The organism is Actinopolyspora mortivallis (assembly GCF_003001495.1).
GTDB lineage: Bacteria > Actinomycetota > Actinomycetes > Mycobacteriales > Pseudonocardiaceae > Actinopolyspora > Actinopolyspora mortivallis_A.
This window is the reverse complement of record NZ_PVSR01000001.1, coordinates 426,356-450,830: the sequence shown is the minus strand read 5'-3', so window position 1 is coordinate 450,830 and position 24,475 is coordinate 426,356. Positions and strand designations below refer to the sequence as shown.

The following is a 24,475-nucleotide window of genomic DNA, read 5'->3' as shown; positions in this document are numbered from 1 at the left end:
TCATCCTGCGGGTTCGGCGTCCAGGTCCCGTCCCAGCAGCTCCACCAGTTCGTCCAGCACGGACTCGCCGGTCCCGACGTCGGGGGTGTGCAGTTCGACCTCGTCGCCGTGCTCGGCTCCCAGCCCCATCAGCCCGAGAACGCTGGCCGCCTCCACCGGTTCCCCGGCGACCCCGTCGGTGACCTTGCTGATCCGCACCGGCACGGAGTGGGCGGCCACCGCCTTGGCGAACAGGGCCGCCGGGCGGGCGTGCAGCCCGACACGGGAGGCGATGGTGACCCGACGTTGTGGCATGGTTGCGCTCCTTCCGTGGTCGTCGCGGTCCGCTCTCACGCGGCCGCCGTGGTGGACTCGGCGTTCTCGCCCCCGGCGAGGGCCCGCTCCCTCCCGGGGGCGAGGGACTTGGCCGCCGTCACCGTTACCGCGGCCACCAGCACTCCGAGTGCGACCGCCAAGGCGTACAGTCCCGGCCCGCCCACCAGCGGGAACACGAACAGCCCGCCGTGCGGGGCGCGCAGCGTCACTCCGAACAACATGGACAGTGCTCCCGTCCCCGCCGATCCGAGGACCATGCTCGGGATGACCCGCAGCGGGTCGGCGGCGGCGAAGGGGATCGCCCCCTCGGTGATGAAGGAGGCGCCGAGCAGCCAGGCCGGGCGGGCGCTGTCCCGTTCGGCGGCGGTGAACAGTCCCGCGCGCACCGTCGCCGCCGTGGCCAGCGCCAGGGGCGGCACCATTCCCGCCCCCATGACCGCGGCCATGATCTGTAGCGCCGTGTCGCTTCCGGTGGTCAGACCACCCACCGCGAAGGTGTAGGCCACCTTGTTGACCGGACCACCCAGGTCGGAGGCGATCATGCCGCCGAGCAACGCGCCGAGCAGCACCGCGTTGGCCCCACCGAGGCCGTTGAGCCAGTCGGTCAGCGCGGTCATGAGCGCCGAGAGCGGGGCGCCCAGCACCACGAACATCAGTACGCCGACGACCAGGGTTCCCACCAGAGGCAGCACCACCACGGGCATGATCCCCGCCATGGCCCGCGGAACCGGCACCCGACGCAGTCCCCCCACCACGGCTCCCGCGAGCAGCCCGGCCACCAGACCACCGAGGAAACCGGCCCCCACGGAGACGGCCGCCGCACCACCGACGAAACCGGGGGCCAGGGCGGGCCGGTCGGCCATCGCGTAGGCGACGAAACCCGCCAGAACGGGAACGAGGAAGTCGAAGGCGGTGGTGCCGATCTGGTTCGCCAGGGCGGCCCAACTGGTCAAGGTGGCCGGATCGAAGTGCTCGGTGACGTCGGGAGCCTCGGTGATCCGGTAGCCGCCGAGCGCGAAGCTCAACGCGATCAGCAGCCCCCCTGCGGCGACGAACGGGATCATGTAGCTCACGCCCGTCATCAACCACTGACGCAGCCGGGTGGCCGCTCCGGTGTGTCCGGCGTCCGGTTCCGCCGTCCCCTCGTGCCGTGCCTGTTGCGCGGTGCCGACCGTCGTGTCGGCCTCGGCCGCTTCGGCGGCGCGCCGCAGCAGCTCGGCCGCGTTCTCCACGGCCTGTTTGACCGTGCCCTCCACGAGTGGTTTGCCCACGAACCGTTCCCGGCCGTTCACTCCCACGTCGGCGGCCAGGACCACCACGTCGGCCTCGTGGACCTCCCGCGTCGACAGTGGTTCGGAGCCGGCGGAACCCTGGGTCTCCACCGAGATCTCGTCCCCCCGTTCGACGGCGGCCTGTTCCAGCGCCTCGGCGGCCATGTAGGTGTGCGCGATTCCCGTGGGGCAGGCTGTGACCGCGACGACTCTCATGGTCTGACCTCCTGGTGCACGTACTCGGCGACCTCGGACGGGTCGGTGGCCTCCAGCAGGGTCCGGGTGAACTCCGCGCGCACGAGCCTGCGGGCCAGCGCGGCCAGCACCGACATGTGCTCGGAGTCCCCTCCCTCGGGGGCAGCGATGAGAAAGACCAGTCGGGCCGGGCCGTCCTCGGCTCCGAAGTCCACCCCCTCCGGGCACCGCCCGAAGGCCAGGGTGGGTGCGGTCACGGCGGCGGAGCGGCAGTGCGGGATCCCGATGCCGCCGCGCATCCCCGTGGCCATCTGCTTCTCCCGCTCGGCGACGTCGGCCACGAACCGCTCCAGGTCCGTGACACGTCCGGCGGCGACCAGTCGTTCGGCCAGGTCGCGTACCGCCGCGTGACGGTCGGGGACACGTAGGTCGAGGTCGACGAGATCGGCGGTGATGAGCTCGTTGTTCACGGTGTCACTCCAGCGAGACGGCGAATTCGTCCACTTCGGTCACTCGGACCGTTTCGGGCCGCAGATCCCTCGGTGTGGGCATACGGGTTCCGGGCAGTTCCACTCCGGCTGTGCCGTAGGCCACGGCGTGCCGCAGTGCCTCCGGTCCCCGCGCACCGGCGAGCAGGAACCCGGCCAACGTGGCGTCCCCGGCGCCGACGGTGCTGCGTACCCGGCGTGCCGGGCTGGTGGCGTGCCAACATCCGCGGGAGTCCACCAGCACCGCCCCGGACTCCCCGAGGGTCACCAGCACGGTGGCCGCTCCCAGCTCGCGCACCTCGCGCGCGGCGGCCACCGTCTGCTCCGGACCGGACAACTCCCGTCCGACCAGCCCGGACAGTTCCGACAGGTTCGGAGCCAGCAGGTCCGGCCTCTGCCGGCAGGCCTCCCGCAAGGGGGTTCCGGAGGTGTCCACCGCCACCCTGGCTCCGGCGTTGCGCGCGGTGCGCACCAGCGGCGCGTAGGTCTCCTCCGGGCACCCGGCCGGCAGGCTGCCGCAGGCAACCACCCACTCCGCCCGGCCGGCCAGCTCCTCCAGACGCTCGCGCAGCTCCTCCAGCTCGACGGCGCTGAGTGCGCTTCCGGGTTCGTTGACCTTGGTGGTGGTGCCGTCCGGCTCCAGCAGGGTCAGGTTGGTGCGGGTGGCCGCCTCCACGGGCACCGCCACCACGGACACGGCCTCCGGTGTCAACAGCTCGGCGAGCCGCTCCCCCTCGGATCCCCCCACGGGGAGCAGCGCCACCGCCTCGTGGTCGGCGGCGGCGAGCGCACGGGCCACGTTGACCCCCTTGCCTCCCGGTTCGAGCAGGGCGCGCTCCGCGCGGTGCACCGCGCCGCGTTCCAACCGGTCGAGGGGGACGCTGCGGTCCAGACTCGGATTCGGTGTGACCGTGACGATCATGTCGACACCACGTCCGTGCCCGCCGCGCGGAGTTCCTCGACGGCCTCGGAGTCCAGTCCGCTGTCGGTGATCAGCACGTCCAGTTCGGAGATCGCGGCGAACCCGCTGAAGCAGTCGTGGCCGTACTTGGTGTGGTCGGCCAACAGCACGCGTTTCCTGCTGGCGCCGACCATGGCCGCCTTGATCGCCCCTTCGGCGCTGTCGGGGGTGGTGCAGCCCCGTTCGGCCGAGAATCCGTTGGTCCCCAGGAAACCGAGATCCACGGTCAGTCGGGCCAGCACGTCTCCGGCCCAGGACTCGACCGTGGCCAGGGTGGTTCCCCGCACCCTGCCCCCGAGCAGGTGCAGATCGCAGTTTCGGCGGTGGGCCAGTTGGTGGGCCACCGGCAGCGAGTTCGTCACCACCGTGTACTCGCCCTCGGCGGGCAGCATGCCGGCCAGCCTGGCGGTGGTGGTGCCCGCGTCCAGCAGCAGGGTCCCCCGTTCCGGAACCAGGTCCGAGGCGGCCCGGGCGATGCGGTCCTTCTCGGCCGCGCACGTGGCATCCCGCTGGGCCACCCCCGGTTCGAAGTCCAACCGTTCCAGCGGGATGGCTCCCCCGTAGACCCGGCGTACGAGTCCCTGACGTTCGAGCGCTCCGAGATCGCGCCGGATGGTCTCCGGTGCGACGTCGAGTTCCTCGGAGGCCGCGGCGACGTCGATTCGCCCGTCCCGGCGCACCCGGTGCATCAGCAGTTGTCGACGTTCCGCCCCATACATGCCCGTTTTCCTCCGATTGAAGTTTGTTGTTGCCTGATTCTGCCCGCTAATGTGGTGTTGTCAAGGCCACATTCGAAACCGAACCGATACGGCGGGCACGCGCACCGTCCCGCCACCGCTTCTCCTGTGTCGGGGTCCCCTCGGCGGGAGCCACGGACCCGGACATGCCACGCTGAACACCGTGCGCCTGATGCTCGTCGACGCCGCCGGACTGTGGTTCCGCTCGTACTACGCGCTGCCCGAGTCGCTCACCGCCCCGGACGGGACCCCCGTGAACGCCGTCCGCGGGTTCTGCGACATGCTCGCCAGACTGCTCACCGAACGGTCCCCGGGCAGAGTCGTCGTCTGCCTGGACAACGACTGGCGACCGGAGTTCCGGGTGCGGGCGCTGCCCTCGTACAAGACCCACCGGGTCGCCGAGCAGGACCCGGAGGCCGAGGACGTCCCGGACACGCTCTCCCCGCAGATCCCGGTGATCCTCGACCTGCTGGGGGCACTGGGGGTGGACACGGCGGAGGCAGCCGGCTACGAGGCCGACGACGTCATGGCCACCCTCTCCAGCACGGAACGGAACGACCCCGTCGAGGTGATCACCGGGGATCGGGACCTCTTCCAACTCGTCCGGCAGGAGCCCACACCGGTGCGGGTGGTCTACATCGGAGGAGGGTTGAACCGGGTCCAGGACTACGGACCGCAGGAACTGGCCGAACGCTACGGACTTCCCGACCAGGCCCCAGGAACGGCCTATGCGGACATGGCCGTCCTGCGCGGCGACCCCTCGGACGGGCTGCCCGGTGTCCCCGGCATCGGGGAGAAGACGGCGGCGAAACTCGTCTCGCGCTTCGGATCCCTGGACTCCCTGTTGGAAGCCGCGCGGAACGGGGACGAGGGGCTGACCACACGCACCAGGAGACTGCTGCTGGAGGCGGAGGAGTACCTGGCCGCCGCACCCACCGTGGTGCGCACCGTCACCGACGCACCGGTGGTGCACACCCTGTCCTCCGACGGCCGCGGGGAGATCCCCGTCGACACCTCCGCCGTGGCCGAACTGCGACGAAGCTGGGGGCTGGGCAGCCCGGTGGACCGGCTCGTGGCCGCCCTGGGGTGACCGGCACGGCCCCGCCCTCCACTCAGAAGTGCGTGCCGCACCAAGAACGACGGCGCGTCGCGAACAACCTGTCCGCCCGGGACACCGCGTCCGGGTCGGACACCTCGATCAGGTTCGCCTCGGCCAACGTGGAGGCACGGACCTCCCCGAACAGCAACGGGGCCAACCGGGAGACGTCCATCTCCAACTGCGGGGGCAGTTGGCTGCGTTCGGCCCCGTCCGGGGTGATCCGGTAGCAGCCGGTGTTCTCCGGAAGCATCCGGTCGCGGACCCCGAGGACCACCGGTTCGGCCGGATCGTAGCGACACCGCCGCAGCAGCTCGGCCACGTCGACCGGACGCACCCACAGCTCGTCGTAGACGTCACGGATCCGGCACTGACGGCTGTCGGCCAGCCACCACTCCAGCGGCTCGTCCGGCGGACGCTCGACGGCCACCACCTCGTCGGCCAGGTCCACCCCGAGCAGGAACCACCACAGCGCCGCGGTGGCCGCGGCGTCGGCGCCGTGCAGGTCCAACACCCGCAGAGTGGTGCGCCCGTCCCCGAACCGGTAGTCGTTCGCGCCGGGAACCCACACCGCGAAACCATCATCGGTCCCGTGCTCGTCGCTGTGCACCGCGACCCGGACCCGATGGCCGTGGGTGTGCTCACGGTTCAGGTGCAGCGTCCACCAGCCCTCCGGACGGGAGATCATCCCGGCTCCGGGGGAGTCGACGGTGCGGTAGATCGCGGGAAGCAGCTTGCCGGCCTCCTCCGGGCCGAGGAGTCTGACCCGCCCGCCGCCGGGAGCGTCCTCGCGGGGCCTGGCGCGCGCCGTCTCCAGGGCGACCGTCCTGGAGGTGGTGGCCACCCCGTAGCCGAAACGACCGTAGATTCCCGTCTCCGAGGCGTGCAGCATCGCGGCCGTCTCTCCCCGGTCCCGCACCCGCGTCAACTGGGCACGCATCAGCGCGGTCAGCACACCGCGCCGCGTCCTGTCCGCCCTGACCCCCACGGCGGTCACGGCGGCGGCGGGCAACTCCGCTCCCCCGGGCACCGTCAGGGAGCTGGCCAACGACATGGCGGTACCGGCCAGTTCCCCGTCGAGGTAGTCGCCCCACACCCTGCCCGGTTCGTAGCGGGAGGAGATGACCCTCCAGGCCTCCTCCGTGGCCACGGGTGCGTGCACCGCTTCGCGGAAGAGATCGTTCGAAGCGCGGAACTCGGATTCGGGAAGACAGCGGACGTCGTGCTCGGTCACCCCACCAGCATGCCCGTTCCCCACGGATGTTCTCGAACCGTTTTCGTCACTCGGGGCTCAGTCCGGGCGCTGCACGGCGTAGGTGCCGCGTTCGTCGCGCACGACCACCCGCACGTACTGGTTCTCGTCGCCGACCATCACTCGACAGGTGAAGCTGTGCCCGGGGCGAACCGGCTGACTCGGGGGGCAGGACACCGAGTCGACGCCCTCCACCCCGTAGGAGTCACGCAGGACCTGGCGCACACCGGTGCCCACCGAGTCCGCGTCGAACACGTCGCGGTAGAACCAACCGGGACTGACGAACCCCAGGAACAGCACCGCCAGCACTCCCACCAGTGTCACCGCCAGGCCGAGCCCCCACGGCCACAGTCTCCGCCCCCTGCCTCCGGCAGCTCCTGCGGCAGGAGGGTGTGCGGAGGTCGAATACGGTGCGCCGTCGCCCGGGGGCGGGCCGGTCGGGGCCGGGGCGGGCACCCACGTGTTCCGCGTCGGCCGGACTCCCGCACCGCTGCGGTACGGGTCCGTCTCCCACGATCCTCCCGAGTCGCCCGGCGGAAAGGCCTGTCGTCCCCCGTTCGGGGACGGACCCTGCGGGACGCTCATCCACCCCTCCGGTACACACCCCGTGTTGGCTCGCTCGACATCGCCATGATCCAACCACAGTCCGAGCACACTCCGACAGGCGGGCATCACCCGAAGGTTTTTCACGCTTCATGTCGTCCCACCCCGGCGGTGAAGGCCCTGCCGGAAGTCAGACAGATCCGGCCGCGACCACGCCCCGGCGGATCCCCTGGATCGCCCGATGGGCGGCGGCACCGACCGGGTCCTCGTGGCCGACCACGTCCCGGATCTGGTCGAGCAGATCCACCACCTGACGGGACCACCGCACGAAGTCCCCCGCCGAGAGCTCGTGCCCCGCCGAGGCGGAAGCGGTCAGCACCTTCTCCAGCGAGTCCCCCCTGGCCCAGCGGTAGACCGGCCAGGCGAAGCCCGGATCGGGCTCACGGGTGCGTTCCAGTTTGTGCCTGCGCTCGTCGTCCTCCAACTCGGCCCACAACTCCCAGGTGGCCGACAGGGCGTCGGCCACCGGTCCCGGCGGAACCTCCGGGGCCATGGGAGCGTCCCCCCTGGACTCGTACACCAGCGAGGACACCACGGCGGCCAGCTGGGCCGGTTCCAGCGCACGCCACTTGCCCACCCGCAGGCACTCGGCGACCAGCAGGTCGGACTCGCCGTAGAGCCGGGACAGTCTTCGGCCGAACTCCGTGACCGGATCGTCCGGGTTGTGGGGGTCGAGATAGTGCCGCTCACCGAGCAGGGCGGTGATCCTGTCGAAGGAACGCACCAGGGAGTTGGTGGTGGCCGCGACCTTGTTCCGGAGCTGTTCGGTCTCCCGGCGCAACCGCTCGTGACGTTCCGCCCACCTGGCGTGGGTCTCCCGCTCGGCACAGCCGTGGCAGGGATGCGAACGCATGGCCCGCCGCAGACTCGCCAGCTCCTCGTCCTCCCCGGCGGGACCTCCCTTGTTCCCCCGCCGCTTCCCACCGCGCCGCACACCGCTCTCCCGGAGCGTGTTCGCGAGGTGGCGCCGGGACTTCGGGGAACGGACGTCGACGTACTTGGGAAGCTTGATCCGCTCCTGCGGCTCCACGGGGCTGGTGAAGTCGGCCACGGAGACCCGACCCGCCCACCGGTCCTCGGTGACCACCAGCGGACGCGGCTCCGTCATCGAGTCCACCCCGGGGTCGATCACCACGGCCAGTCCCGAACGCCTCCCCGCGGGGATCACGATCACGTCCCCCTTGCGGAGCTTCTCCAGGGAGCGCGCCGCCTCCGCCCGGCGGGCTGCCTTGTTCTGCCGCGCCAGCTCCTTCTCCCGTTCGGAGATACGGCGCCGCAGATCGAAGTACTCGGCGAAGTCCCCCTCGTCACACCGCATCGCCTCGGCGTAGCCGTCGAGCGCCTCGACGTTGCGCTCCACACGTCTCGACTGGCCCACCACGGAACGGTCCGCCTGGAACTGGGCGAAGGACTGTTCCAGCAGCTCCCTGGCTGCCTCCACACCGACGCGGCCGACCAGGTTCACCGCCATGTTGTAGCCGGGACGGAACGAGGAACGCAGCGGGTAGGTACGGGTGGAGGCCAGACCGGCGACCTGCTTGGGGTCCATGCCGGGCTGCCAGACCACCACGGCGTGCCCCTCGACGTCGATGCCCCGCCGCCCGGCCCTGCCGGTCAGCTGGGTGTACTCGCCGGGAGTCAGATCGACGTGCGACTCCCCGTTGAACTTGACCAGGCGTTCCAGCACCACCGTGCGCGCGGGCATGTTGATCCCGAGCGCGAGGGTCTCGGTGGCGAACACCGCCTTGACCAGCCCCCGGACGAACAGCTCCTCGACGGTCTCCTTGAAGGCGGGCAGCAGCCCCGCGTGGTGCGCGGCCACACCCCGTTCCAGCGCCTCCCGCCACTCCCAGAAGCCGAGCACGTCCAGATCGCTCTCCGGCAGCGTGCTTGTGTACTCCTCGATCACCTCGCGGATCTCGGTCGTCTCCTCCTCGGTGGTCAGGCGCAGCCCCGCCCGGACGCACTGGGAGACGGCCGCGTCGCACCCCGCGCGGCTGAAGATGAACACGATGGCGGGCAGCAGCTCCGCCTCCTCCAGATGACCGAGCACATCCACCCGGGAGGGCTGCATGAACCTGTTGCCGCCGCGCTGGACCTTGCGCTTGCCGTTCGGGCCGCGCCGCACCCGTCCCGGGGGCTCCCCGGCGCGCCCGAGCTCCCTGGTGTGACGCAGCAGGCCCGGATTGATCCTGAGTTCGCGGTTCTGGTCCTCGCCGCCGAACAGGTCGAACATGCGGCTGCCCACCAGCATGTGCTGCCAGAGCGGCACCGGGCGGTGCTCGTCCACCACCACGGTGGTGTCCCCCCGCACCTCGACCAACCACTCACCGAACTCCTCGGCGTTGCTCACCGTCGCCGACAGGCTCGCCACCTGCACGTGCTGGGGAAGGTGCAGAATCACCTCCTCCCAGACGGCGCCGCGGAAACGGTCCGCCAGGTAGTGCACCTCGTCCATCACCACGTAGCCGAGGGCGTCGAGGGTGCTCGAGCCCGCGTAGAGCATATTCCGCAGTACCTCGGTGGTCATCACGACCACCTGGGCGTTGCCGTTGACGGAGGTGTCACCGGTCAGCAGACCGACGTTGCCGGAACCGTAACGCGCGCAGAAGTCGGTGTACTTCTGGTTGGAAAGCGCCTTGATCGGTGTGGTGTAGAAACACTTGCGTCCGCCGGCCAGGGCCAGGTTCACGGCGAACTCACCGACCACGGTCTTGCCCGCGCCGGTGGGGGCGCAGACCAGCACACCGTGCCCGTCCTCCAGCGCCTGGCAGGCCGTCCGCTGGAAGGGATCCAGCTCGAAGGACATGTCCTTCGTGAACGCGGTCAGACGCGGGTGCGCCCTGCGGGCGCGGTGCTCGGCGTGGGCCTCCGCCGGGGTCGTCGCGGCGGAGCCCGTCTCCGTGGTTTCCGTACGGCTGTCAGCCACCCCTCCAGACTTTCATACCTCACCCGGAGATGTGCCAACCGCGGTGATGTTCACCGCACGGTCAGCGGGGCGCGCCCCGGAGCGCGCCCCGCCACCGTCGGGAGTCAGGTGGCCTCGTCATCTCCGCCGGCGGAACCACCCGTGGTGTGCAACGCCGAGGGCCGGGTATCCACCTCGGAGGGCTGGTCGGGGTCCTCGGTCTGCTCGGCGGCACGCCTGCGTTCCTTGGAGCGGTCCTGGGCACGGCATATCAGCAGGGCGATGCCGTACAGCACGCACAGCGAGAGCCCCAGCACCAGCATGGAGATCGGATCCTGGGGAGTGACCACGGCCGCGAAGATGAACAGGGCGAACACGCTCCCCCGCCACCAGCTGCGGAGCTTGGCGTAGCTGACCACGTCCGCCCTGTTGAGCATCACCATGACCAGGGGAAGCTCGAAGCTGATACCGAAGAACAACAGCATCAGCAGCACGAAGTTGATGTACTCGCCCCCGGTGAGGGCCGTGAAGAACTGGTCACCTCCGAAGCCGGCCATGAAGGTCAGCCCCTTCGGCACCACGAAGTAGGCCAGCACGGCCCCGACCGCGAACAGCACGCTGCCGATGCCGACGAACACCCGGGCGAAGACGCGTTCGCCCTTGTGCAGCCCCGGCGCGATGAACGCCCAGAACTGGTACAGCCACACCGGGCTCAGCAGCACGGCACCCAGCGAGAAACCCACCTTGAGCTGGAGCAGGAAAACCTCGAACGGGCGGGTCTGCATGAGTTGGCACTCACCGTTCGGCTCCAGACGCATGGTGTCCGGCAACGCGCAGTAGGGGCCGGTCATGAGGTCACCGAGGCTCGGCAGGCCGAACAGCCGGTGGGAGAACCACCAGAAGCCGAATATGCCGCCGATCACCACGGCCAGCAGCGCCACCCCGAGCCGATAGCGCAGCTCGTACAGGTGCTCCACGAGACTCATGGTCCCGTCGGGATTGTGTCTGCGGCTGAACGTGCTCCGATCACGACCGAAACGACCACGGCGGCGACGCGAACTGCCTTCCACCGTCCAGCCCCCGGCTCAGTTGGCGGAGTCGTTGCGGTACGTGCTCTCGGCCGGACGTTCCCCGTTGACCTGGTCCGCCCGCTGAGCGGTGAAACCGCTGCCGTGCTGCTCACCGCTGGTGAGCTGCTGCGGCGGCTCCTGCTCGCTCCTGCCGGACTGCGAGGCGGCCTCCTCGTCCTGCTTCATCCCGCGGGTCTCGGCCTTGAAGACCCGGGCGGACTGGCCCAGCGACCTGGCCAGCTGCGGCAGCTTGGTGGCTCCGAACAGGAGCACCAGCACACCGACGATCAGAACAAGTTCCCACCCACCGGGAAAACCCATGTTCGCACACCTCTCTGAAGAGCCTGCTACCGCGGAAATACTACGCCGTGCGTGCCCGTTCTCGACAGGTCCGACGGGGCCACCGTCGCCGCAGCGCCACTCCGACGCCGGCGGCTCTGGCACGCAACAACCCCGCCCTGTCCGCGACCTCGGCGGCGGCTCGGGAGCGCTCCGCACGCAGCGCGCGCACCGAACGCAGCGTCGTCAGCAACGACACTCCCAACAGCACCAGGGCCAGGATCACCAGTCCGACCATCAGCACATACGGCACGTCCATACCGTAACTCCCTCAGGTTGACGGCAGGTGACGAGCGAGTTCCAGAGCCTCCTCCGCCCGGCTGCGCACTTCCCCGGCCAGATCCTCGGGGGACACGATCCGCCCCCGGCCCCCCAGACCGAGCACGAGACGAACGACCCACGCCCGGTCGGAGTAACGCAGCACCACTCTGGTGCGGCCGTTGGGCAGCTCGGTCAGTTCGTCAACGGGATAGTACTCGGCGACCCAACGGGCCCGGGGACCCAGTTCGAGCTCCACGCGCGGCTGCTCCGGTGACGGGCGGAACGGACCCCCGGAGAGGTCGGTGGTGCGGGCCTCGGCCGGTGGGCACGCGTGTTCCTCCAGCGGTTCGGCCTCGTCAACCCGGTCCATACGGAACAACCGCATCCCCTCGGCCCGACGACACCACGCCTCCAGATACCGCCGTCCCTCCAGCAGCACCAACCTCAGGGGGTCCACGGTGCGTTCGGTGATCGCGTCCCGCGAGGCGGTGTAGTAGCGGATGCGCAACGCGGCGCGCTGGCGCACCGCCCGTTCCACCGTCTCCTCCACCTCGGCCGGTACCCGGTCGGGCCTCTCGTCGAGGTCGACCACCATTCCGGCGGGGTGTGCCCGCCCCGCGGCGTTCTCGATCTTGGTGAGCGCCCGGCGCACCGCGTCGGTGTCGACGATCCCGGGGGTCTCCGACAGAGCCCGCAACGCCACCTGCAGGGAGGTCGCCTCCTGGCCGGTGAGCCGCAGGGGCTTGCGCATGCCCGCGTCGTAGACGACGGTCACGGTGTCCCCGCTGAACGAGAGGTCGATCAGATCGCCCGGCCCGTATCCGGGCAGTCCGCACATCCAGAGCAGTTCCAGGTCACGGCGCACCTGCTGTTCGGTGACCCCGAAATCGGCCGCGACCTCCGCGACCGCCACCCCCGGCCTGCTCACCAGGTAGGGAACCAGCGCCAACAGGCGCGGCAACCGCTCGGCCGTGCTACTGCCCGTCATGTTCCCCTCCGAAGGCCGCCAGCGTCGCCAGGTGTGCCTCGTGCACGGCCTTGCTCAGCGTTTCCGGTTCCAGCACCACGAGGTCGGGTCCGTACCCGGCCAGCCACCCCGCCGCCGTCTCCGGATGCTCCAGTTCCAGCACGACCTCCTGACCGGGTTTTCCGGCCAGCTCCCGGTCACCGAGCACCTCGGCGTGCCGCCGCACCCCCTGGGCGCGCCCTCGAGCCAGCCACAGGCGAACGGAGGTCGGTTCCACGGCGTTCGGCTCGGCACCGGTCACCAGCTCCAACAGCTCGACCCCGGCGGGAGGCCGCACGAAGGCAGCCTCGTCACCGGGCTCGACGGTGTTCACGGAGCCGAGGATTCGGGACAGCCGGAAACAGCGCGCCGCCCGCCTGTCCCGGTCGTGGCCGACCACGTACCACCGACCGTGCCAGGCGACCACCCCCCACGGATCCACCGTCCGGACGAACGACGCCGTCTCCCCCGGTTTGCGGTAGTCGAACCGCACCGTGCGTTCCGCTCGCACCGCGGCCAACAACGAGGGGAAGGCGGGTTCTGCCGCACGGACCCTGGGCTCGACCGGAGCGGGCGCACCGTCGTCGACCCGAACCCCAGCGGCGCGTAGTTTGCGCAGCGCACCCCGTGCCGCCGCTCCCAGCTCGGGGGACTCCCACAGTCGGGAGGCCACCGCGACGGCCGCCGCCTCGTCGGAGGCCAGTTCGATGTCGGCCAGCTCGTAGTCCCGGCGCGCTATCCGGTAGCCCTCCACCCCGTCGAACACGGAGTTCCGCCCGGTCTCCAGCGGGATCCCCAGGTCGCGCAACTCCGCCTTGTCCCGTTCGAACTTGCGGTAGAAAGCCTCCTCGCTGCCCGTGTCCGCATACCCCGGAACGATGTTGCGGATACGCTCGGCCGTCAGGTACTGACGGGTCGACAACAGGCACAACACCAGGTTGACCAGGCGTTCGGCGCGCGGGATGCCCACTGTGCCCAGTCTAGTGGGAGCGGACGGGGCGAACACCCGGGGGCCGACTTCCTCCGTCTCCTCGCCCGGAAACCGGCGGGACTCACAACGGCGGTTCGTGATGGGCCCACGGACGGGCCCGTTCCAACTGGGCGGCCAGGCGGAACAACATCCCCTCCCCGGCCAGCGGCCCGACGAACTGCACTCCCAGCGGAAGCCCCTGCCGGTTCCAGTACAGCGGAACGGACATCGCCGGTCTCCCGGTGATGTTGGCCAGCTGGGTGTAGGGCACGTGCCGCAGGTTCTCCCGTGCCACCCGGTCCACCGCCCCCGTGGAGCGCAGCAGACCACGCGCTCCCGTCCGCAGCGCCAGCTCACCCGCGAACCGCAGCGGGGCGGGGGTGTCCAACTGCCCGATCCGCACCGGAGGCCCCGCGAGAGCGGGAGTGAGCAGCAGGTCGTGGTGTCGGTGGAACTCGGCCAGCCTGCGGGTGTAGCCGTGCCACCTGTCCAGCAGCGCGCTGTACTCGGCGGCCCCGACGGCACGTCCCGCCGCCGCCAACAGCCTGCTGTCCTGTTCGAAGTCCCGGTCGGTGGCGCCGGTGAGCCGCTTGGTCTCGTCCACGGAGGCCGCCAGCTTGACCGACCAGGCACGCAGGAAGTCCACGGCCAGGGCCTCCAGGTCGACCGGGGACTCGACCGGCTCGACACGGTGGCCCAACGACTCCAACAGCCTCGCCGCGTCGCTCAGCGCCGCCGTGGCGTCGGGATGTGGCCGCCCCAGGGCGGACTGTCCGGTGAACCCGACGCGCAGCATCCCCGGCTCCCGGGTGCTCTCCACGGCGAAGGAACGCTCGGGAACGGCGGGCGCATAGGGGCTCGTCCCGTGACCGCCCACCACGCTGTCCAGCGCGACCGCGCTGTCACGCACCGTGCGGGAGACCACTCCGTCCACGGCGGCGCCGTGGAAGTTCTCCGCGCGCATCGGCCCCGCCGGAACCAGTCCCCTGCCGGGCTTGAGCCCGAACACCCCGCAGCACGCGGCGGGAATCCGGATCGAGCCTCCCCCGTCGCTGGCCGCGGCCAGGGGGACCACCCCCGCCGCCACCGCCGCGGCGGCGCCACCGGAGGAACCGCCCGGAGTGCGCTCCGGATCCCAGGGGTTGCGGCTCGGGCCGCAGGTCTCGGGTTCGGTGACCGGCTTGGCCCCGAACTCGGGGGTGTTGGTCCTGCCGAACACCACCAGACCGGCTTCCAACCAGCGGCGCACCACCTCGGCGGTCTCCGCCGCCGGGACCAGCGCCAAGGCGCGGTTGCCGCCGCCGGAGGGGTGTCCCGCCAGCTCCTGCTGAAGATCCTTCAGCAGGAAGGGCACGCCGGCCAGCGCCCCGGAGCCGGGTTCGGCCGCCGTACGGCGCGCCCACTCCTCGGTCCGGCGCACCACGGCGTTGATACGGCCGTTGACCTGGGCGCTGCGGGCGAGAGCGGCCTCCAGTGGTTCGGAGGCCGCGAGCTCACCCCGCCGGACCAGTTCGGCCAGTCCCACACCGTCCTGGGCACGGTACTCCGCGTACTCCACGCCGTCCTCCCGCTCGCACCGTCCGCGCCGGCGACACGTCCGGAGGAGCCGGACACGGCGCGGGTCACAACGAGTTGATCAGACGTTCCACCCGTTCGTCCACAGCCCGGAAGGGATCCTTGCACAGTACGGTGCGCTGAGCCTGGTCGTTGAGCTTGAGATGCACCCAGTCCACCGTGAAGTCCCTGCCCGCCGTCTGTGCCGCGGAGATGAAGTCACCCCGCAGCTTGGCCCTGGTGCTCTGCGGAGGTGTGTCCTTGGCCGCCTCGATGTCGGCGTCGTTGGTGGCGCGGTCCACCAGGTCCTTGCGTTGCAGCATCTCGAACAGGCCACGGCTGCGCCGCAGGTCGTGGTAGGCGAGGTCGAGCTGGGCGATCCGCGGGCTGGACAGCTCCAGGCCGTGCTTGCTGCGGTAGCGCTCCAACAGCCGGTGTTTGATCGCCCAGTCCACCTCGCGGTCGATCAGCGAGTAGTCCTGGTACTCCACCGCGTCCAACGCACGCCCCCACAGGTCCACGATCCGGTCGGTCATGGGGTCGGAGCCGCGTTTGGCCACGTAGTCCACCGCGCGGCCGTAGTACTCCCGCTGGATGTCCAGTGCCGAGGCCTCCCGCCCCCCGGCCAGTCGCACGGGTCTGCGCCCGGTGAGGTCGTGGCTGATCTCCCGGATCGCCCGGATCGGGTTGTCCAGGCTGAAGTCGTGGAACTGCACGCCCTGCTCGACCATCTCGAGCACCAGGTTCACCGTGCCCACCTTCAGCAGGGTGGTGACCTCGGACATGTTCGAGTCCCCGACGATGACGTGCAGTCTGCGGTAGCGTTCGGCGTCGGCGTGCGGCTCGTCCCTGGTGTTGATGATCGGGCGGGAACGCGTCGTGGCGCTGGAGACCCCCTCCCAGATGTGTTCGGCACGCTGCGACAGGCAGTAGACCGCCCCGCGCGGGGTCTGCAGCACCTTGCCCGCCCCGCAGATCAGCTGACGGGTCACCAGGAAGGGAAGCAGCACGTCGGCGATACGCGAGAACTCACCCGAACGGCCGACGAGATAGTTCTCGTGGCAACCGTAGGAGTTGCCCGCCGAGTCGGTGTTGTTCTTGAACAGGAAGATGTCACCACCGATGCCTTCCTCGGCGAGTCTGCGCTCGGCATCGGTCAACAGATCCTCCAGTATCCGCTCACCGGCCTTGTCGTGGGTGACGAGCTGCACCAGGTCGTCGCACTCCGCCGTCGCGTACTCGGGGTGCGACCCCACGTCGAGATAGAGCCTGGCACCGTTGCGCAGGAAGACGTTCGACGAACGCCCCCACGACACGACCTTGCGGAACAGGTATCTGGCCACCTCGTCCGGGGAGAGCCTGCGCTGTCCGTGGAAGGTACAGGTCACCCCGAACTCGGTCTCGATACCGAAGATCCTCCGTTGCATGCCTCCACGGTAGGCGTCTTCGGCGAACTCGGCGGTCCGCCGTTCGGGGACGGAAGTCACGAATTTCCCGAAAACCCCTCACGCAGGGTGTTCGCGAACGACTCGACGACCGGGTCCCGTCCCCGACACGACCTCCCGCCGGCACCCCGCCTCCGCCGACGAGGCCACCGGGGGCGAGTCAGCCCGCTGTGCTGCCGTTCTCCGTCTCCGAGGAGTTCCCGTCGCCTTCGGATCCGGCCGACTCGTCGGAGGCGGAGGCGGAACTGTCCGCGTTGCCACCCGGCAACAGCTCCCGCAGGGCGGCCCCCGTGATGCGACGGAACGTACGGTGCGGCCTGGACCGTTCCAGCACCGCCACCTCGAGCTGGGAGACTCCCAGTTCCCGGGAACTCTCCCCTCCGGCGACCAGCGCGCTCACGGCCTCACGCACGGCCGGCCCCAGCTCCATCCTGTCGGTGAAGGACTCCTTCAACGCGGAGGTCACGGTCTCGGCCTGCCCACCCATGGCCACGTACTGCGGCTCGTCCACGATGGAACCGTCATAGGTCAGCCGGTAGAGCTGGTCCCCCTCCGGGGTCGAGCCCACCTCGGCCACGCAGATCTCCACCTCGAAGGGTTTGACCTGTTCGGTGAAGATCGCTCCGAGCGTCTGCGCGTAGGTGTTCGCCAGGGCGCGTCCGGTGACGTCTCGGCGGTCGTAGGAGTAGCCCCGCACGTCGGCCATCCGGATACCCGCCATGCGCAGGTTCTCGAACTCGCTGTAGCGGCCCACTGCCGCGAAACCGATCCGGTCGTATATCTCGGAGATCTTGTGCAGGGTGGTGGAGGGGTTCTCGGCGACGAACAGCACCCCGCCCGCGTACTTGAGCACCACCACGCTGCGGCCCCGAGCTATCCCCTTGCGGGCGAGCTCGGAACGTTCGCGCATCAGCTGCTCTGGCGAGGTGTAGAAGGGCATCGACACGGCTGTGCACTCCTGGCTCGAATCGTGCTGTGCCGACGGTCCGGCACATGGCGCTTGGTCCGCACACGCTGCGGTGGGGAACGTGTGACACCCCCGGCGGGGCCACACGCGTCCGGAGTCCGAGCGACTCAGCCCCCGGGATTCTGCTGACGTCCGGCCACGACCTCCTCGGCGACGGCCGCCGTCCGGTCCTCGGACATGCGCACGGCTCCCTCCGCACCGGTGATCGTCACCACGGTGGGATAGATCCGACGAGCCACGTCGGGGCCTCCCGTGGCGCTGTCGTCGTCGGCCGCGTCGTAGAGCGCCTCCAGCGCGTTCCGCACGGCGGAGTCGAGATCGGCCTCAGGATCGTGCCGCTTCTTCAGCGCGGACTTGGCGAACAGCGACCCCGACCCCACCGCGTGGTAGCCGGCGCTCTCGTCGTAGCGCCCGCCGGTGATGTCGTAGGTGACGATCCGCCCGGCCCTCTCCGGGTCCTCGGCCGAGGTGTCGTAACCGGCGAACAACGGCATGACGGCCAGCCCGGACATCGCCCCCTGCAGATTGCCCCGCAGCATGGTCGCGAGCTTGTTCGCCTTGCCGTCCAGGGACAGCGGAACGCCCTCGATCTTCTCGTAGTGCTCCAGCTCGATCGCGTACAGCCGCACCATTTCGAGGGCGATCCCCGCGGTCCCCGCGATTCCCACCGCGGAGTAGCCGTCGGTCACGTAGAGCTTGTCCATGTCCCGTTGCGCGATGATGTTGCCCATGGTGGAACGACGGTCTCCGGCGAGGAGCACACCGCCGCGGAAGGTGAGCGCGACGATGGTCGTGCCGTGGGGCGCCTCCACCGAAACATCGGTGTTCTCGTTGATCTGCGGCAGCAACTCCGGGGAGGCCGCTCGCAGGAACTCCGTGAACGACGAGGATCCGGGGGTGAAGTACTCGGGGGGCAGGGCCTGACCCGGATGGTTCCGAGCCGAGCTGGATTCCATGGGCGACATCGTCTCCTGCTCGAAATAGCTGGCGTCACATGTTCCGGTTCGCACACGTCACAGGCGGTGCGTACACGTGTCGGTCGGCCCGTCGGGCCGACCGACACGTGTCTGGGGATCTATTGTCCACCCTTCTGCACGTAGGCGCGGACGAAGTCCTCGGCGTTCTCCTCCAGAACGTCGTCGATCTCGTCCAGGATGGTGTCCACGTCCTCGTCGAGTTTCTCGCGGCGTTCCTGTCCGGCGGCTCCGGCGCCGGTTTCCTCGTTCTCCTCGTTGTCCCCGCCGCCGTGCCGCTCAACCTTTTCCTGGGACATCTCGCCTCCCGGTGGTCTTGTCGAGGATGTCCGTCGGCCCGGCGTCCGCCGGGCCGTACCGGTGCGGCCCGGAAGCCACCGCCTCCGACCCGCACACCGGGAACATCCTGGTGTGAACACTACCTAGTCAACCGGCCACACGCCCAGGTCCGAAAGGTGACTTTTCGATCTCCCCCGCTCGGGGAAGCCCGGCTCACTACCGTCCGGTGAGCGAGTCCACCAGTTCCTCGGCGCTGGCGGCGGACTCCAGTAACTCGCCCACGTGGGCCTTGGTTCCCCGCAGCGGTTCTAGGGTGGGGATGCGTACCAGGGAGTCCCGGCCCAGGTCGAAGATCACCGAGTCCCAGGAGGCCGCGGCCACCTCGTCGGGGTAGTGCTCCAGGCACCTCCCCCGGAAGTAGGCCCGGGTGTCCTCCGGCGGATCCGTCACGGCCCGCCGCACCTCCTCCTCGGTGAGCAGACGCCGCATCGAACCACGGTTGACCAGCCGGTTGTACAGCCCCTTGTCCATACGCACGTCGGCGTACTGCAGGTCGATCATGTGCAGCCGGGGGGAGCTCCACCCGAGGTTGTCCCTGGCCCGGTAGCTCTCCAGCAGCTGGAGCTTGGCGGGCCAGTCGAGCCGGTCGGCGCAGTTCATCGGGTCCTGCCCCAACAGGTCGAGCGTCTCCCCCCACATCTCCACCACCTCACGGGCCGACTGCCCACCCCGGGAGTCGACGTGGGCGGCGGCGCGTTCGTGGTAGGCGCGCTGCAGGTCCAGGCCGGTGAACCGCCTGCCGTCGGCCAGTTCGACCTTCTGACTGAGCTGCGGGTCGTAGCTGATCAGGTGGACGGCCTTGACCGGGTCGGCGAGCCTGAGATCGTCGAAACGGTGCCCGGCCTCGATCATGTCGAGGACCAGGGCGGTGGTCCCCATCTTCAGGTAGGTGGCGGTCTCGGCCAGGTTGGCGTCACCCAGGATCACGTGCAGCCTGCGGTACCTGTCCGCGTCGGCGTGCGGCTCGTCCCTGGTGTTGATGATGCCGCGTTTGAGGGTGGTCTCCAGCCCCACCTCGACCTCGATGTAGTCGGCGCGCTGGGAGAGCTGGAAACCCGGTTTCTCCCCCACCTGACCGAGGCCCACCCGCCCGGAGCCGCAGACGATCTGCCTGGAGACGAAGAACGGGGTCAGCCCGGTGATCACGGCCGTGAACGGGGTGTCCCGGGAGCACAGGTAGTTCTCGTGGGTGCCGTAGCTGGCCCCCTTGCCGTCGATGTTGTTCTTGTAGAGCTGGATCGGTGAGGTTCCCGGCACGCTGGCCGCGCGTCGCGCCGCCTCCTCCATCACCCGTTCACCGGCCTTGTCCCACAGCACAGCGTCCCGGGGGTTGGTCACCTCCGGTGAGGAGTACTCCGGGTGGGCATGGTCGACGTAGAGGCGGGCCCCGTTGGTCAGGATGACGTTGGCCGCACCCAGATCGTCTCCTTCCGAGCCGTTGCTCTGTGCCGTGGACGCCCCCATGTCGAAGCCACGGGCGTCCCGCAGCGGTGACTCGACCTCGTAGTCCCAGCGTGCGCGTCGCGCACGTGGGACGTCGGCCGCCGCGGCGTAGGCCAGCACGATGTGCGTGGAGCTCAACACCGGGTTCGCCGTGGCATCCCCCGGCACGGTGATCCCGTACTCCACCTCGGTTCCCATGATCCGGCGCATAGTACTCAGCCTACGGGTTCCACACGACGAACGAATCCCTAACGCGAGGCCGTGGCCGGAACAAGCCCCCCACCGGAGCACTGTCATCCTCGAGGGGTGACCGACGGTGACGAATCGGTGGCGATCTACGACCGGGAAGGCGCAGTGACTGGTTCGGCCCCTCGGGGCAGAATGCGCTCCGAGGGGCTGTGGCACGCGGCCTCCTCGGTGCTGGTCCGCTCCCCCGACCTGCGCTCGGTCTACGTGCACCGCAGAACGTGGGACAAGGACGTCTATCCGGGCGCGTACGACTGCTGGGCCGGTGGTGTCGTCGCGGCCGGCGAGTCCCCGGACCACGCCGCGACCCGGGAGCTGGCCGAGGAGCTCGGGGTCCACGCCACGCCCCGGTTCCTGTTCCGCACCCGCCACGAGCGGGGGACGGTGCGCTTTCACGCGTTCGTGTACGAAACCTGCTGGGACGGGCCGGTGGTGCACCAGCCCACGGAGATCGCCGAGGGCTGGTGGATGCAGCTGTCCGAGTTACGGGAGCGCCTGCGGGATCCGCACTGGCCGTTCGTGCCGGACGGCAGGCAGTTCGTCGAGGAGTGGTTGGCCTTCCACGGCCTGGGGTGAGCGCGACCGGCCCGCGTCCACCGCCTGGGACCGCGGGGAGGGCATCCGGCCAGGGCATCCGTTCCCGGCTCGGCAACCCCTTCCACCGGGACCGTCTAGTGCCAGGGCAGCGCCGAACGCTCCCCCCAGTAGGTCGCCGGGTCGCCGGCCGCGGCCGCCAGCTCGTCCAAGTCACGTTCCTCCAGCCTCAACGAGCACGCGAGCAGGTTGCTGCGGAGCTGCCCCACACTGGCCGCCCCGAGCAGCACCGTGTCCGCCCACGGCTGGGCCAGCACGTGCGCCAACGCCACCGCGTCGGCCCCCACACCGTGCCGTCCCGCCACGGAGGCGACCGGAGCAGGAGGCCGCACCGCCAGTCTGCCGTTGGCCAGCGTCTCCTTGACCAGCACCCTCCACCCGCCTTCGTGAGCGTGACGCAGCGCCTTGCCCGCGGAGGGTTCCAGGGAGTTCCAGGTGGACTGCACCGCTCCGAACAGCTGCTCACCACCGACCCGCAGGTCCCATGCCGCCTCGATCGCGTCGGCCTGCGCCGCACCGGTGGTGGAGATTCCCAGCAGCATCCCGCTGTCGCGGACCCTGGCCAGCTCCCGCTGCAACTCGGTGTCCCCGAACAGGGGACTGTCCCTGGTCAGGGAATGAACCTGGTAGAGGCCCAGGTGCTCACCGAGCACCTCCCTGGTGGCCGGCCACTGCTGGCGGAACCGTTCCAGCGAGTGCTCCTTGACCTCGTGAACCTCGGTCTCGATCCGCCACTCGGCGACGTAGGCGTAGCCCCACTTGCTGGAGACCACCACGTCGGCGTGACCCCGCTCCCGCAACCACTCGGACAGGAAGAGCTCGGCGCTGCCGTAGGAACGCGCGGTGTCCACGTGGCGGATCCCCGCAGCGTAGGCGGCGTCCAGCACCTGCCTGGTGCGCTCGCGCATGGCCTGCACCGTGCGCGGGCCCGGCAGCACCTCGGCCCGCCCCACGTTGATGTAGGCGGGCCGTCCCAGGGCGGCCAACCCGACACCGAGACGTTCCGTGGGAGCGTTCGCCACACCCGTCATGGGGCGTAACGTACCCCTCCGGGACCCACCACGACAGCGCGAGACGCACGCGGGGCGCCGCCCGACGGACGGCGCCCCGCGGTGTCCCACCGGGAACGAGCCCGGCGGGGACGGTGTCACAGGTACTGACCGGTGTTGGTGGCGGTGTCTATGGCCCGCCCCGACTCCTGGTTCTTACCGCTGACCAGGGTGCGGATGTAGACGATCCGCTCGCCCTTCTTCCCGGAGATCCGTGCCCAGTCGTCCGGGTTGGTCGTGTTGGGCAGGTCCTCGTTCTCGGCGAACTCGTCGACGATGGCGTCCTGCAGGTTCTGGATCCGCAGGCCCGGCTGGCCGGTTTCTATCGCCGACTTGATCGCGGCCTTCTTCGCCCGGTCCACGATGTTCTGGATCATCGCGCCGGAGTTGAAGTCCTTGAAGTAGAGGACCTCCTTGTCCCCGTTGGCGTAGGTGACCTCCAGGAAACGGTTCTCGTCGGTCTCGGCGTACATCCGCTCCACGGTGGTCTGGATCATCGCGTCGACACAGGTGGGCTGGTCACCGCCGAACTCCCGCAGGTCGTCCTCGTGGATGGGGAGATCGCTGGTCAGGTACTTGGCGAAGATGTCCTTGGCCGACTCCGCGTCGGGCCGCTCGATCTTGATCTTCACGTCCAGTCGCCCCGGACGCAGGATCGCGGGATCGATCATGTCCTCGCGGTTGGAGGCGCCGATCACGATGACGTTCTCCAGCCCCTCGACACCGTCGATCTCACTGAGCAGCTGGGGAACGATCGTCGTCTCCACATCCGAGGAGACACCGCTGCCCCTGGTACGGAAGATCGAGTCCATCTCGTCGAAGAACACGATCACCGGTGTGCCCTCCGAGGCCTTCTCCCGGGCACGCTGGAAGATCAGCCGGATGTGGCGCTCGGTCTCGCCCACGAACTTGTTCAGCAGTTCGGGGCCCTTGACGTTGAGGAAGTACGACTTCGCCTGGCCGTCGGCGTCCCCCCGCTGTTCGGCGACCTTCTTCGCCAGCGAGTTGGCCACGGCCTTGGCGATGAGGGTCTTCCCGCACCCGGGCGGGCCGTACAGCAGGACACCCTTCGGGGGAGCCAGCTTGTACTGGAGGTACAGCTCCGAGTGCAGGAACGGCAGCTCGACGGCGTCCCTGATCTCCTCGATCTGGTTGCCGAGCCCGCCGATGTCCTCGTAGCGGACGTCGGGCACCTCCTCGAGGGTGAGGTCCTCGACGTCGGCTTTCGGCACCGTGTCGTAGGCGTAACCGACCTTGCTGTCCACCAGCACCGAGTCCCCGGACTTGAGCCCGGCCTCCACCAGGGGCGGAATCACCCACACCACGCGTTCCTCGTCGGTGTGGCCGGTGACCAGCGCGCGCCGCGGCTGGTCGGTCTCGGCGCTGGGAAGCAGTTCGCGGAACGTACACACTTCGCCGGTACGTTCGAAGGTCCCGGCCTCGACCACGGTCAGGGCCTCGTTGAGCCGGACCGACTGGCCGAGTTGCAACTCCTCCACGTTCACGTTCGGCGATACGGCAACGCGCATCTTCCTGCCCGAGGTGAACACGTCGACCGTTCCGTCCTCGTACCCGCAGAGGAAAACCCCGTATCCGCTCGGGGGTTGGGCGAGTCGGTCGACCTCTTCCCGCAGGGCGGTCAGCTGGCTGCGCGCTTCTTTGAGGGTCTCGGTGAGTTTTGCGTTCCGTTCGGTGAGCTGGCTCACTCTCTCGGATGCCTCGGCCAGCCGCTGCTCCAACAACCGAACCTGCTGGGGAGACTCGTTGAGCCTGCTGCGCAGCGAGGCTATCTCGTCCTGCAGGGCGCGGATCTGTTCGTTCTGGTCCGCGCTGCCGCGGGCACCCTGCCCAACGGCCTCCTCGGGCCGGTTGTCGGGACGGTCGTGCTGCATATCGGCACCCTCCTCCCGTGCTCGTACCACCACGGTACCGGCGATCAACGACAACGCGAGGTCATCGCATCCCGCCAGGCGCCCCAGAGTGCCACAGAAAACGGCCGTGCCACATGAACCACACCACGTCGGTAACCTCCGAGTCACGAGACTTCGCCGTAGCGACGATCACGGTGCGTTTCGTCCCGTTAGTCCGTTCGGGAGAACGGAGTGGAACCCAGGACGGTCGTACCGCTCCCGCACACACCTGCTGTCGCCACATCCCGGGTTTGTGGAGAGGCGGCGGACATCTGTGTGGTATCCGATTCGTAATACGACTCCTTCGGCTCTCCTCCCTACTGAGTCCGCCCATCGGGAAGAAGTTCCCCGATTTCTCCCACATTATGGGAACACGCCGAGGTTCGACGAACCAGGGAACCCACTGCGTCCCGACCGACCGGACACGAAAGACGTCCTCCGAGACGAAGGCCGTGACACAGCGTCCGGATTTCGGAGGGAAT

Annotated in this window: 23 protein-coding genes; 2 read left to right on the top strand and 21 right to left on the bottom strand. The window is 69.6% G+C overall.

Features of this window, described 5'->3' with window-relative positions:
- The 5 genes from CEP50_RS02065 to CEP50_RS02045 are packed head-to-tail and all read right to left on the bottom strand — an operon-like array spanning nt 1 to nt 3,949.
- Nucleotides 1-294, bottom strand: coding sequence for an HPr family phosphocarrier protein (locus tag CEP50_RS02065; RefSeq protein ID WP_106112181.1), 294 nt, complete (start codon nt 292-294; stop codon nt 1-3).
- 35 nt (nt 295-329) lie between these two features.
- On the bottom strand, nt 330-1,802 hold the full coding sequence (locus CEP50_RS02060; RefSeq protein WP_106112180.1) for a PTS fructose transporter subunit IIC: 1,473 nt from the start codon (nt 1,800-1,802) through the stop codon (nt 330-332).
- Entirely contained in the window at nt 1,799-2,251 is a 453-nt protein-coding gene (locus CEP50_RS02055; RefSeq protein WP_106112179.1) for a PTS sugar transporter subunit IIA, read from the bottom strand. Before CEP50_RS02055 ends, CEP50_RS02060 begins: the two co-directional genes overlap by 4 nt.
- Nucleotides 2,252-2,255: 4 nt before the next feature.
- A complete protein-coding gene (gene pfkB / locus CEP50_RS02050; RefSeq protein WP_106112178.1) occupies nt 2,256-3,191 on the bottom strand; it encodes a 1-phosphofructokinase in 936 nt (311 codons plus the stop codon).
- Nucleotides 3,188-3,949, bottom strand: a complete 762-nt coding sequence (locus CEP50_RS02045; protein WP_106112177.1) for a DeoR/GlpR family DNA-binding transcription regulator — start codon at nt 3,947-3,949, stop codon at nt 3,188-3,190. The genes pfkB and CEP50_RS02045 overlap by 4 nt, the downstream gene beginning before the upstream one ends.
- 190 nt (nt 3,950-4,139) lie before the next feature.
- On the opposite strand from CEP50_RS02045, the gene CEP50_RS02040 reads away from it, so the two are divergent.
- Nucleotides 4,140-5,057 (top strand): 5'-3' exonuclease, encoded by a 918-nt coding sequence (locus CEP50_RS02040; RefSeq protein ID WP_106112287.1) that lies wholly within the window; start codon nt 4,140-4,142, stop codon nt 5,055-5,057.
- 22 nt (nt 5,058-5,079) lie between these two features.
- Here CEP50_RS02040 and CEP50_RS02035 read toward each other — a convergent pair whose 3' ends face one another.
- From CEP50_RS02035 to dop, 14 genes are all read right to left on the bottom strand, one after another.
- A complete protein-coding gene (locus tag CEP50_RS02035; protein ID WP_106112176.1) occupies nt 5,080-6,297 on the bottom strand; it encodes a GNAT family N-acetyltransferase in 1,218 nt (405 codons plus the stop codon).
- A 57-nt stretch (nt 6,298-6,354) separates the two neighbouring features.
- Nucleotides 6,355-6,639, bottom strand: a complete 285-nt coding sequence (locus CEP50_RS19995) for a DUF4333 domain-containing protein (RefSeq protein WP_219905259.1) — start codon at nt 6,637-6,639, stop codon at nt 6,355-6,357.
- Nucleotides 6,640-7,048: 409 nt separating this feature from the next.
- Nucleotides 7,049-9,847: a DEAD/DEAH box helicase gene (locus CEP50_RS02025; RefSeq protein ID WP_106112174.1), complete on the bottom strand. Its 2,799-nt coding sequence runs from the start codon at nt 9,845-9,847 to the stop codon at nt 7,049-7,051.
- Nucleotides 9,848-9,951: 104 nt separating this feature from the next.
- Complete coding sequence (gene tatC / locus CEP50_RS02020) at nt 9,952-10,812, bottom strand: twin-arginine translocase subunit TatC (protein WP_106112173.1); 861 nt, start codon at nt 10,810-10,812, stop codon at nt 9,952-9,954.
- Nucleotides 10,813-10,911: 99 nt separating this feature from the next.
- Nucleotides 10,912-11,217, bottom strand: coding sequence for a Sec-independent protein translocase subunit TatA (gene tatA, locus CEP50_RS02015; RefSeq protein ID WP_106112172.1), 306 nt, complete (start codon nt 11,215-11,217; stop codon nt 10,912-10,914).
- Nucleotides 11,218-11,257: 40 nt separating this feature from the next.
- The gene (locus CEP50_RS02010; RefSeq protein ID WP_106112171.1) at nt 11,258-11,494 is read right to left on the bottom strand and encodes a bacteriophage holin; all 237 of its coding nucleotides are present in this window, start codon (nt 11,492-11,494) and stop codon (nt 11,258-11,260) included.
- A 12-nt stretch (nt 11,495-11,506) separates the two neighbouring features.
- Nucleotides 11,507-12,484, bottom strand: coding sequence for a helix-turn-helix transcriptional regulator (locus tag CEP50_RS02005; RefSeq protein WP_106112170.1), 978 nt, complete (start codon nt 12,482-12,484; stop codon nt 11,507-11,509).
- Complete coding sequence (locus CEP50_RS02000) at nt 12,471-13,472, bottom strand: helix-turn-helix transcriptional regulator (RefSeq protein WP_106112286.1); 1,002 nt, start codon at nt 13,470-13,472, stop codon at nt 12,471-12,473. The genes CEP50_RS02005 and CEP50_RS02000 overlap by 14 nt, the downstream gene beginning before the upstream one ends.
- Nucleotides 13,473-13,554: 82 nt before the next feature.
- Nucleotides 13,555-15,030: an amidase gene (locus CEP50_RS01995; protein WP_106112169.1), complete on the bottom strand. Its 1,476-nt coding sequence runs from the start codon at nt 15,028-15,030 to the stop codon at nt 13,555-13,557.
- A 64-nt stretch (nt 15,031-15,094) separates the two neighbouring features.
- The gene (gene pafA / locus CEP50_RS01990; protein WP_106112285.1) at nt 15,095-16,453 is read right to left on the bottom strand and encodes a Pup--protein ligase; all 1,359 of its coding nucleotides are present in this window, start codon (nt 16,451-16,453) and stop codon (nt 15,095-15,097) included.
- A gap of 178 nt (nt 16,454-16,631) precedes the next feature.
- Nucleotides 16,632-17,417, bottom strand: coding sequence for a proteasome subunit alpha (prcA, locus tag CEP50_RS01985; protein WP_106112168.1), 786 nt, complete (start codon nt 17,415-17,417; stop codon nt 16,632-16,634).
- A 128-nt stretch (nt 17,418-17,545) separates the two neighbouring features.
- Nucleotides 17,546-18,394 (bottom strand): proteasome subunit beta, encoded by an 849-nt coding sequence (gene prcB / locus CEP50_RS01980; protein WP_106112167.1) that lies wholly within the window; start codon nt 18,392-18,394, stop codon nt 17,546-17,548.
- A gap of 119 nt (nt 18,395-18,513) precedes the next feature.
- On the bottom strand, nt 18,514-18,711 hold the full coding sequence (locus CEP50_RS01975) for a ubiquitin-like protein Pup (protein ID WP_019853802.1): 198 nt from the start codon (nt 18,709-18,711) through the stop codon (nt 18,514-18,516).
- Between the two features lie 196 nt (nt 18,712-18,907).
- A complete protein-coding gene (gene dop, locus CEP50_RS01970) occupies nt 18,908-20,404 on the bottom strand; it encodes a depupylase/deamidase Dop (protein ID WP_106112166.1) in 1,497 nt (498 codons plus the stop codon).
- A 96-nt stretch (nt 20,405-20,500) separates the two neighbouring features.
- On the opposite strand from dop, the gene CEP50_RS01965 reads away from it, so the two are divergent.
- Nucleotides 20,501-21,016 carry an NUDIX hydrolase gene (locus CEP50_RS01965; protein WP_106112165.1) on the top strand — a complete coding sequence of 172 codons (516 nt, stop codon included), beginning with the start codon at nt 20,501-20,503 and terminating at the stop codon, nt 21,014-21,016.
- Nucleotides 21,017-21,111: 95 nt separating this feature from the next.
- Here the strand turns inward: CEP50_RS01965 and CEP50_RS01960 are convergent, their stop codons facing one another.
- Both CEP50_RS01960 and arc read right to left on the bottom strand, forming a co-directional pair.
- Nucleotides 21,112-22,065 carry an aldo/keto reductase gene (locus tag CEP50_RS01960; RefSeq protein ID WP_106112164.1) on the bottom strand — a complete coding sequence of 318 codons (954 nt, stop codon included), beginning with the start codon at nt 22,063-22,065 and terminating at the stop codon, nt 21,112-21,114.
- Between the two features lie 116 nt (nt 22,066-22,181).
- Nucleotides 22,182-23,975, bottom strand: a complete 1,794-nt coding sequence (arc, locus tag CEP50_RS01955) for a proteasome ATPase (protein WP_106112163.1) — start codon at nt 23,973-23,975, stop codon at nt 22,182-22,184.
- Nucleotides 23,976-24,475: the final 500 nt, after the last annotated feature.

Bases quoted from the DNA above. Each gene is read 5' to 3' on its own strand.
- tatC (WP_106112173.1), bottom strand. From the start codon at position 10,812: ATGAGTCTCGTGGAGCACCTGTACGAGCTGCGCTATCGGCTCGGGGTG.
- arc (WP_106112163.1), bottom strand. From the start codon at position 23,975: ATGCAGCACGACCGTCCCGACAACCGGCCCGAGGAGGCCGTTGGGCAG.
- CEP50_RS02045 (WP_106112177.1), bottom strand. From the start codon at position 3,949: ATGTATGGGGCGGAACGTCGACAACTGCTGATGCACCGGGTGCGCCGG.
- pfkB (WP_106112178.1), bottom strand. From the start codon at position 3,191: ATGATCGTCACGGTCACACCGAATCCGAGTCTGGACCGCAGCGTCCCC.
- tatA (WP_106112172.1), bottom strand. From the start codon at position 11,217: ATGGGTTTTCCCGGTGGGTGGGAACTTGTTCTGATCGTCGGTGTGCTG.
- CEP50_RS02065 (WP_106112181.1), bottom strand. From the start codon at position 294: ATGCCACAACGTCGGGTCACCATCGCCTCCCGTGTCGGGCTGCACGCC.
- CEP50_RS01975 (WP_019853802.1), bottom strand. From the start codon at position 18,711: ATGTCCCAGGAAAAGGTTGAGCGGCACGGCGGCGGGGACAACGAGGAG.
- CEP50_RS02060 (WP_106112180.1), bottom strand. From the start codon at position 1,802: ATGAGAGTCGTCGCGGTCACAGCCTGCCCCACGGGAATCGCGCACACC.
- dop (WP_106112166.1), bottom strand. From the start codon at position 20,404: ATGCGCCGGATCATGGGAACCGAGGTGGAGTACGGGATCACCGTGCCG.
- prcB (WP_106112167.1), bottom strand. From the start codon at position 18,394: ATGGAATCCAGCTCGGCTCGGAACCATCCGGGTCAGGCCCTGCCCCCC.
- CEP50_RS01960 (WP_106112164.1), bottom strand. From the start codon at position 22,065: ATGACGGGTGTGGCGAACGCTCCCACGGAACGTCTCGGTGTCGGGTTG.
- CEP50_RS02005 (WP_106112170.1), bottom strand. From the start codon at position 12,484: ATGACGGGCAGTAGCACGGCCGAGCGGTTGCCGCGCCTGTTGGCGCTG.
- CEP50_RS02010 (WP_106112171.1), bottom strand. From the start codon at position 11,494: ATGGACGTGCCGTATGTGCTGATGGTCGGACTGGTGATCCTGGCCCTG.
- CEP50_RS02040 (WP_106112287.1), top strand. From the start codon at position 4,140: ATGCTCGTCGACGCCGCCGGACTGTGGTTCCGCTCGTACTACGCGCTG.
- pafA (WP_106112285.1), bottom strand. From the start codon at position 16,453: ATGCAACGGAGGATCTTCGGTATCGAGACCGAGTTCGGGGTGACCTGT.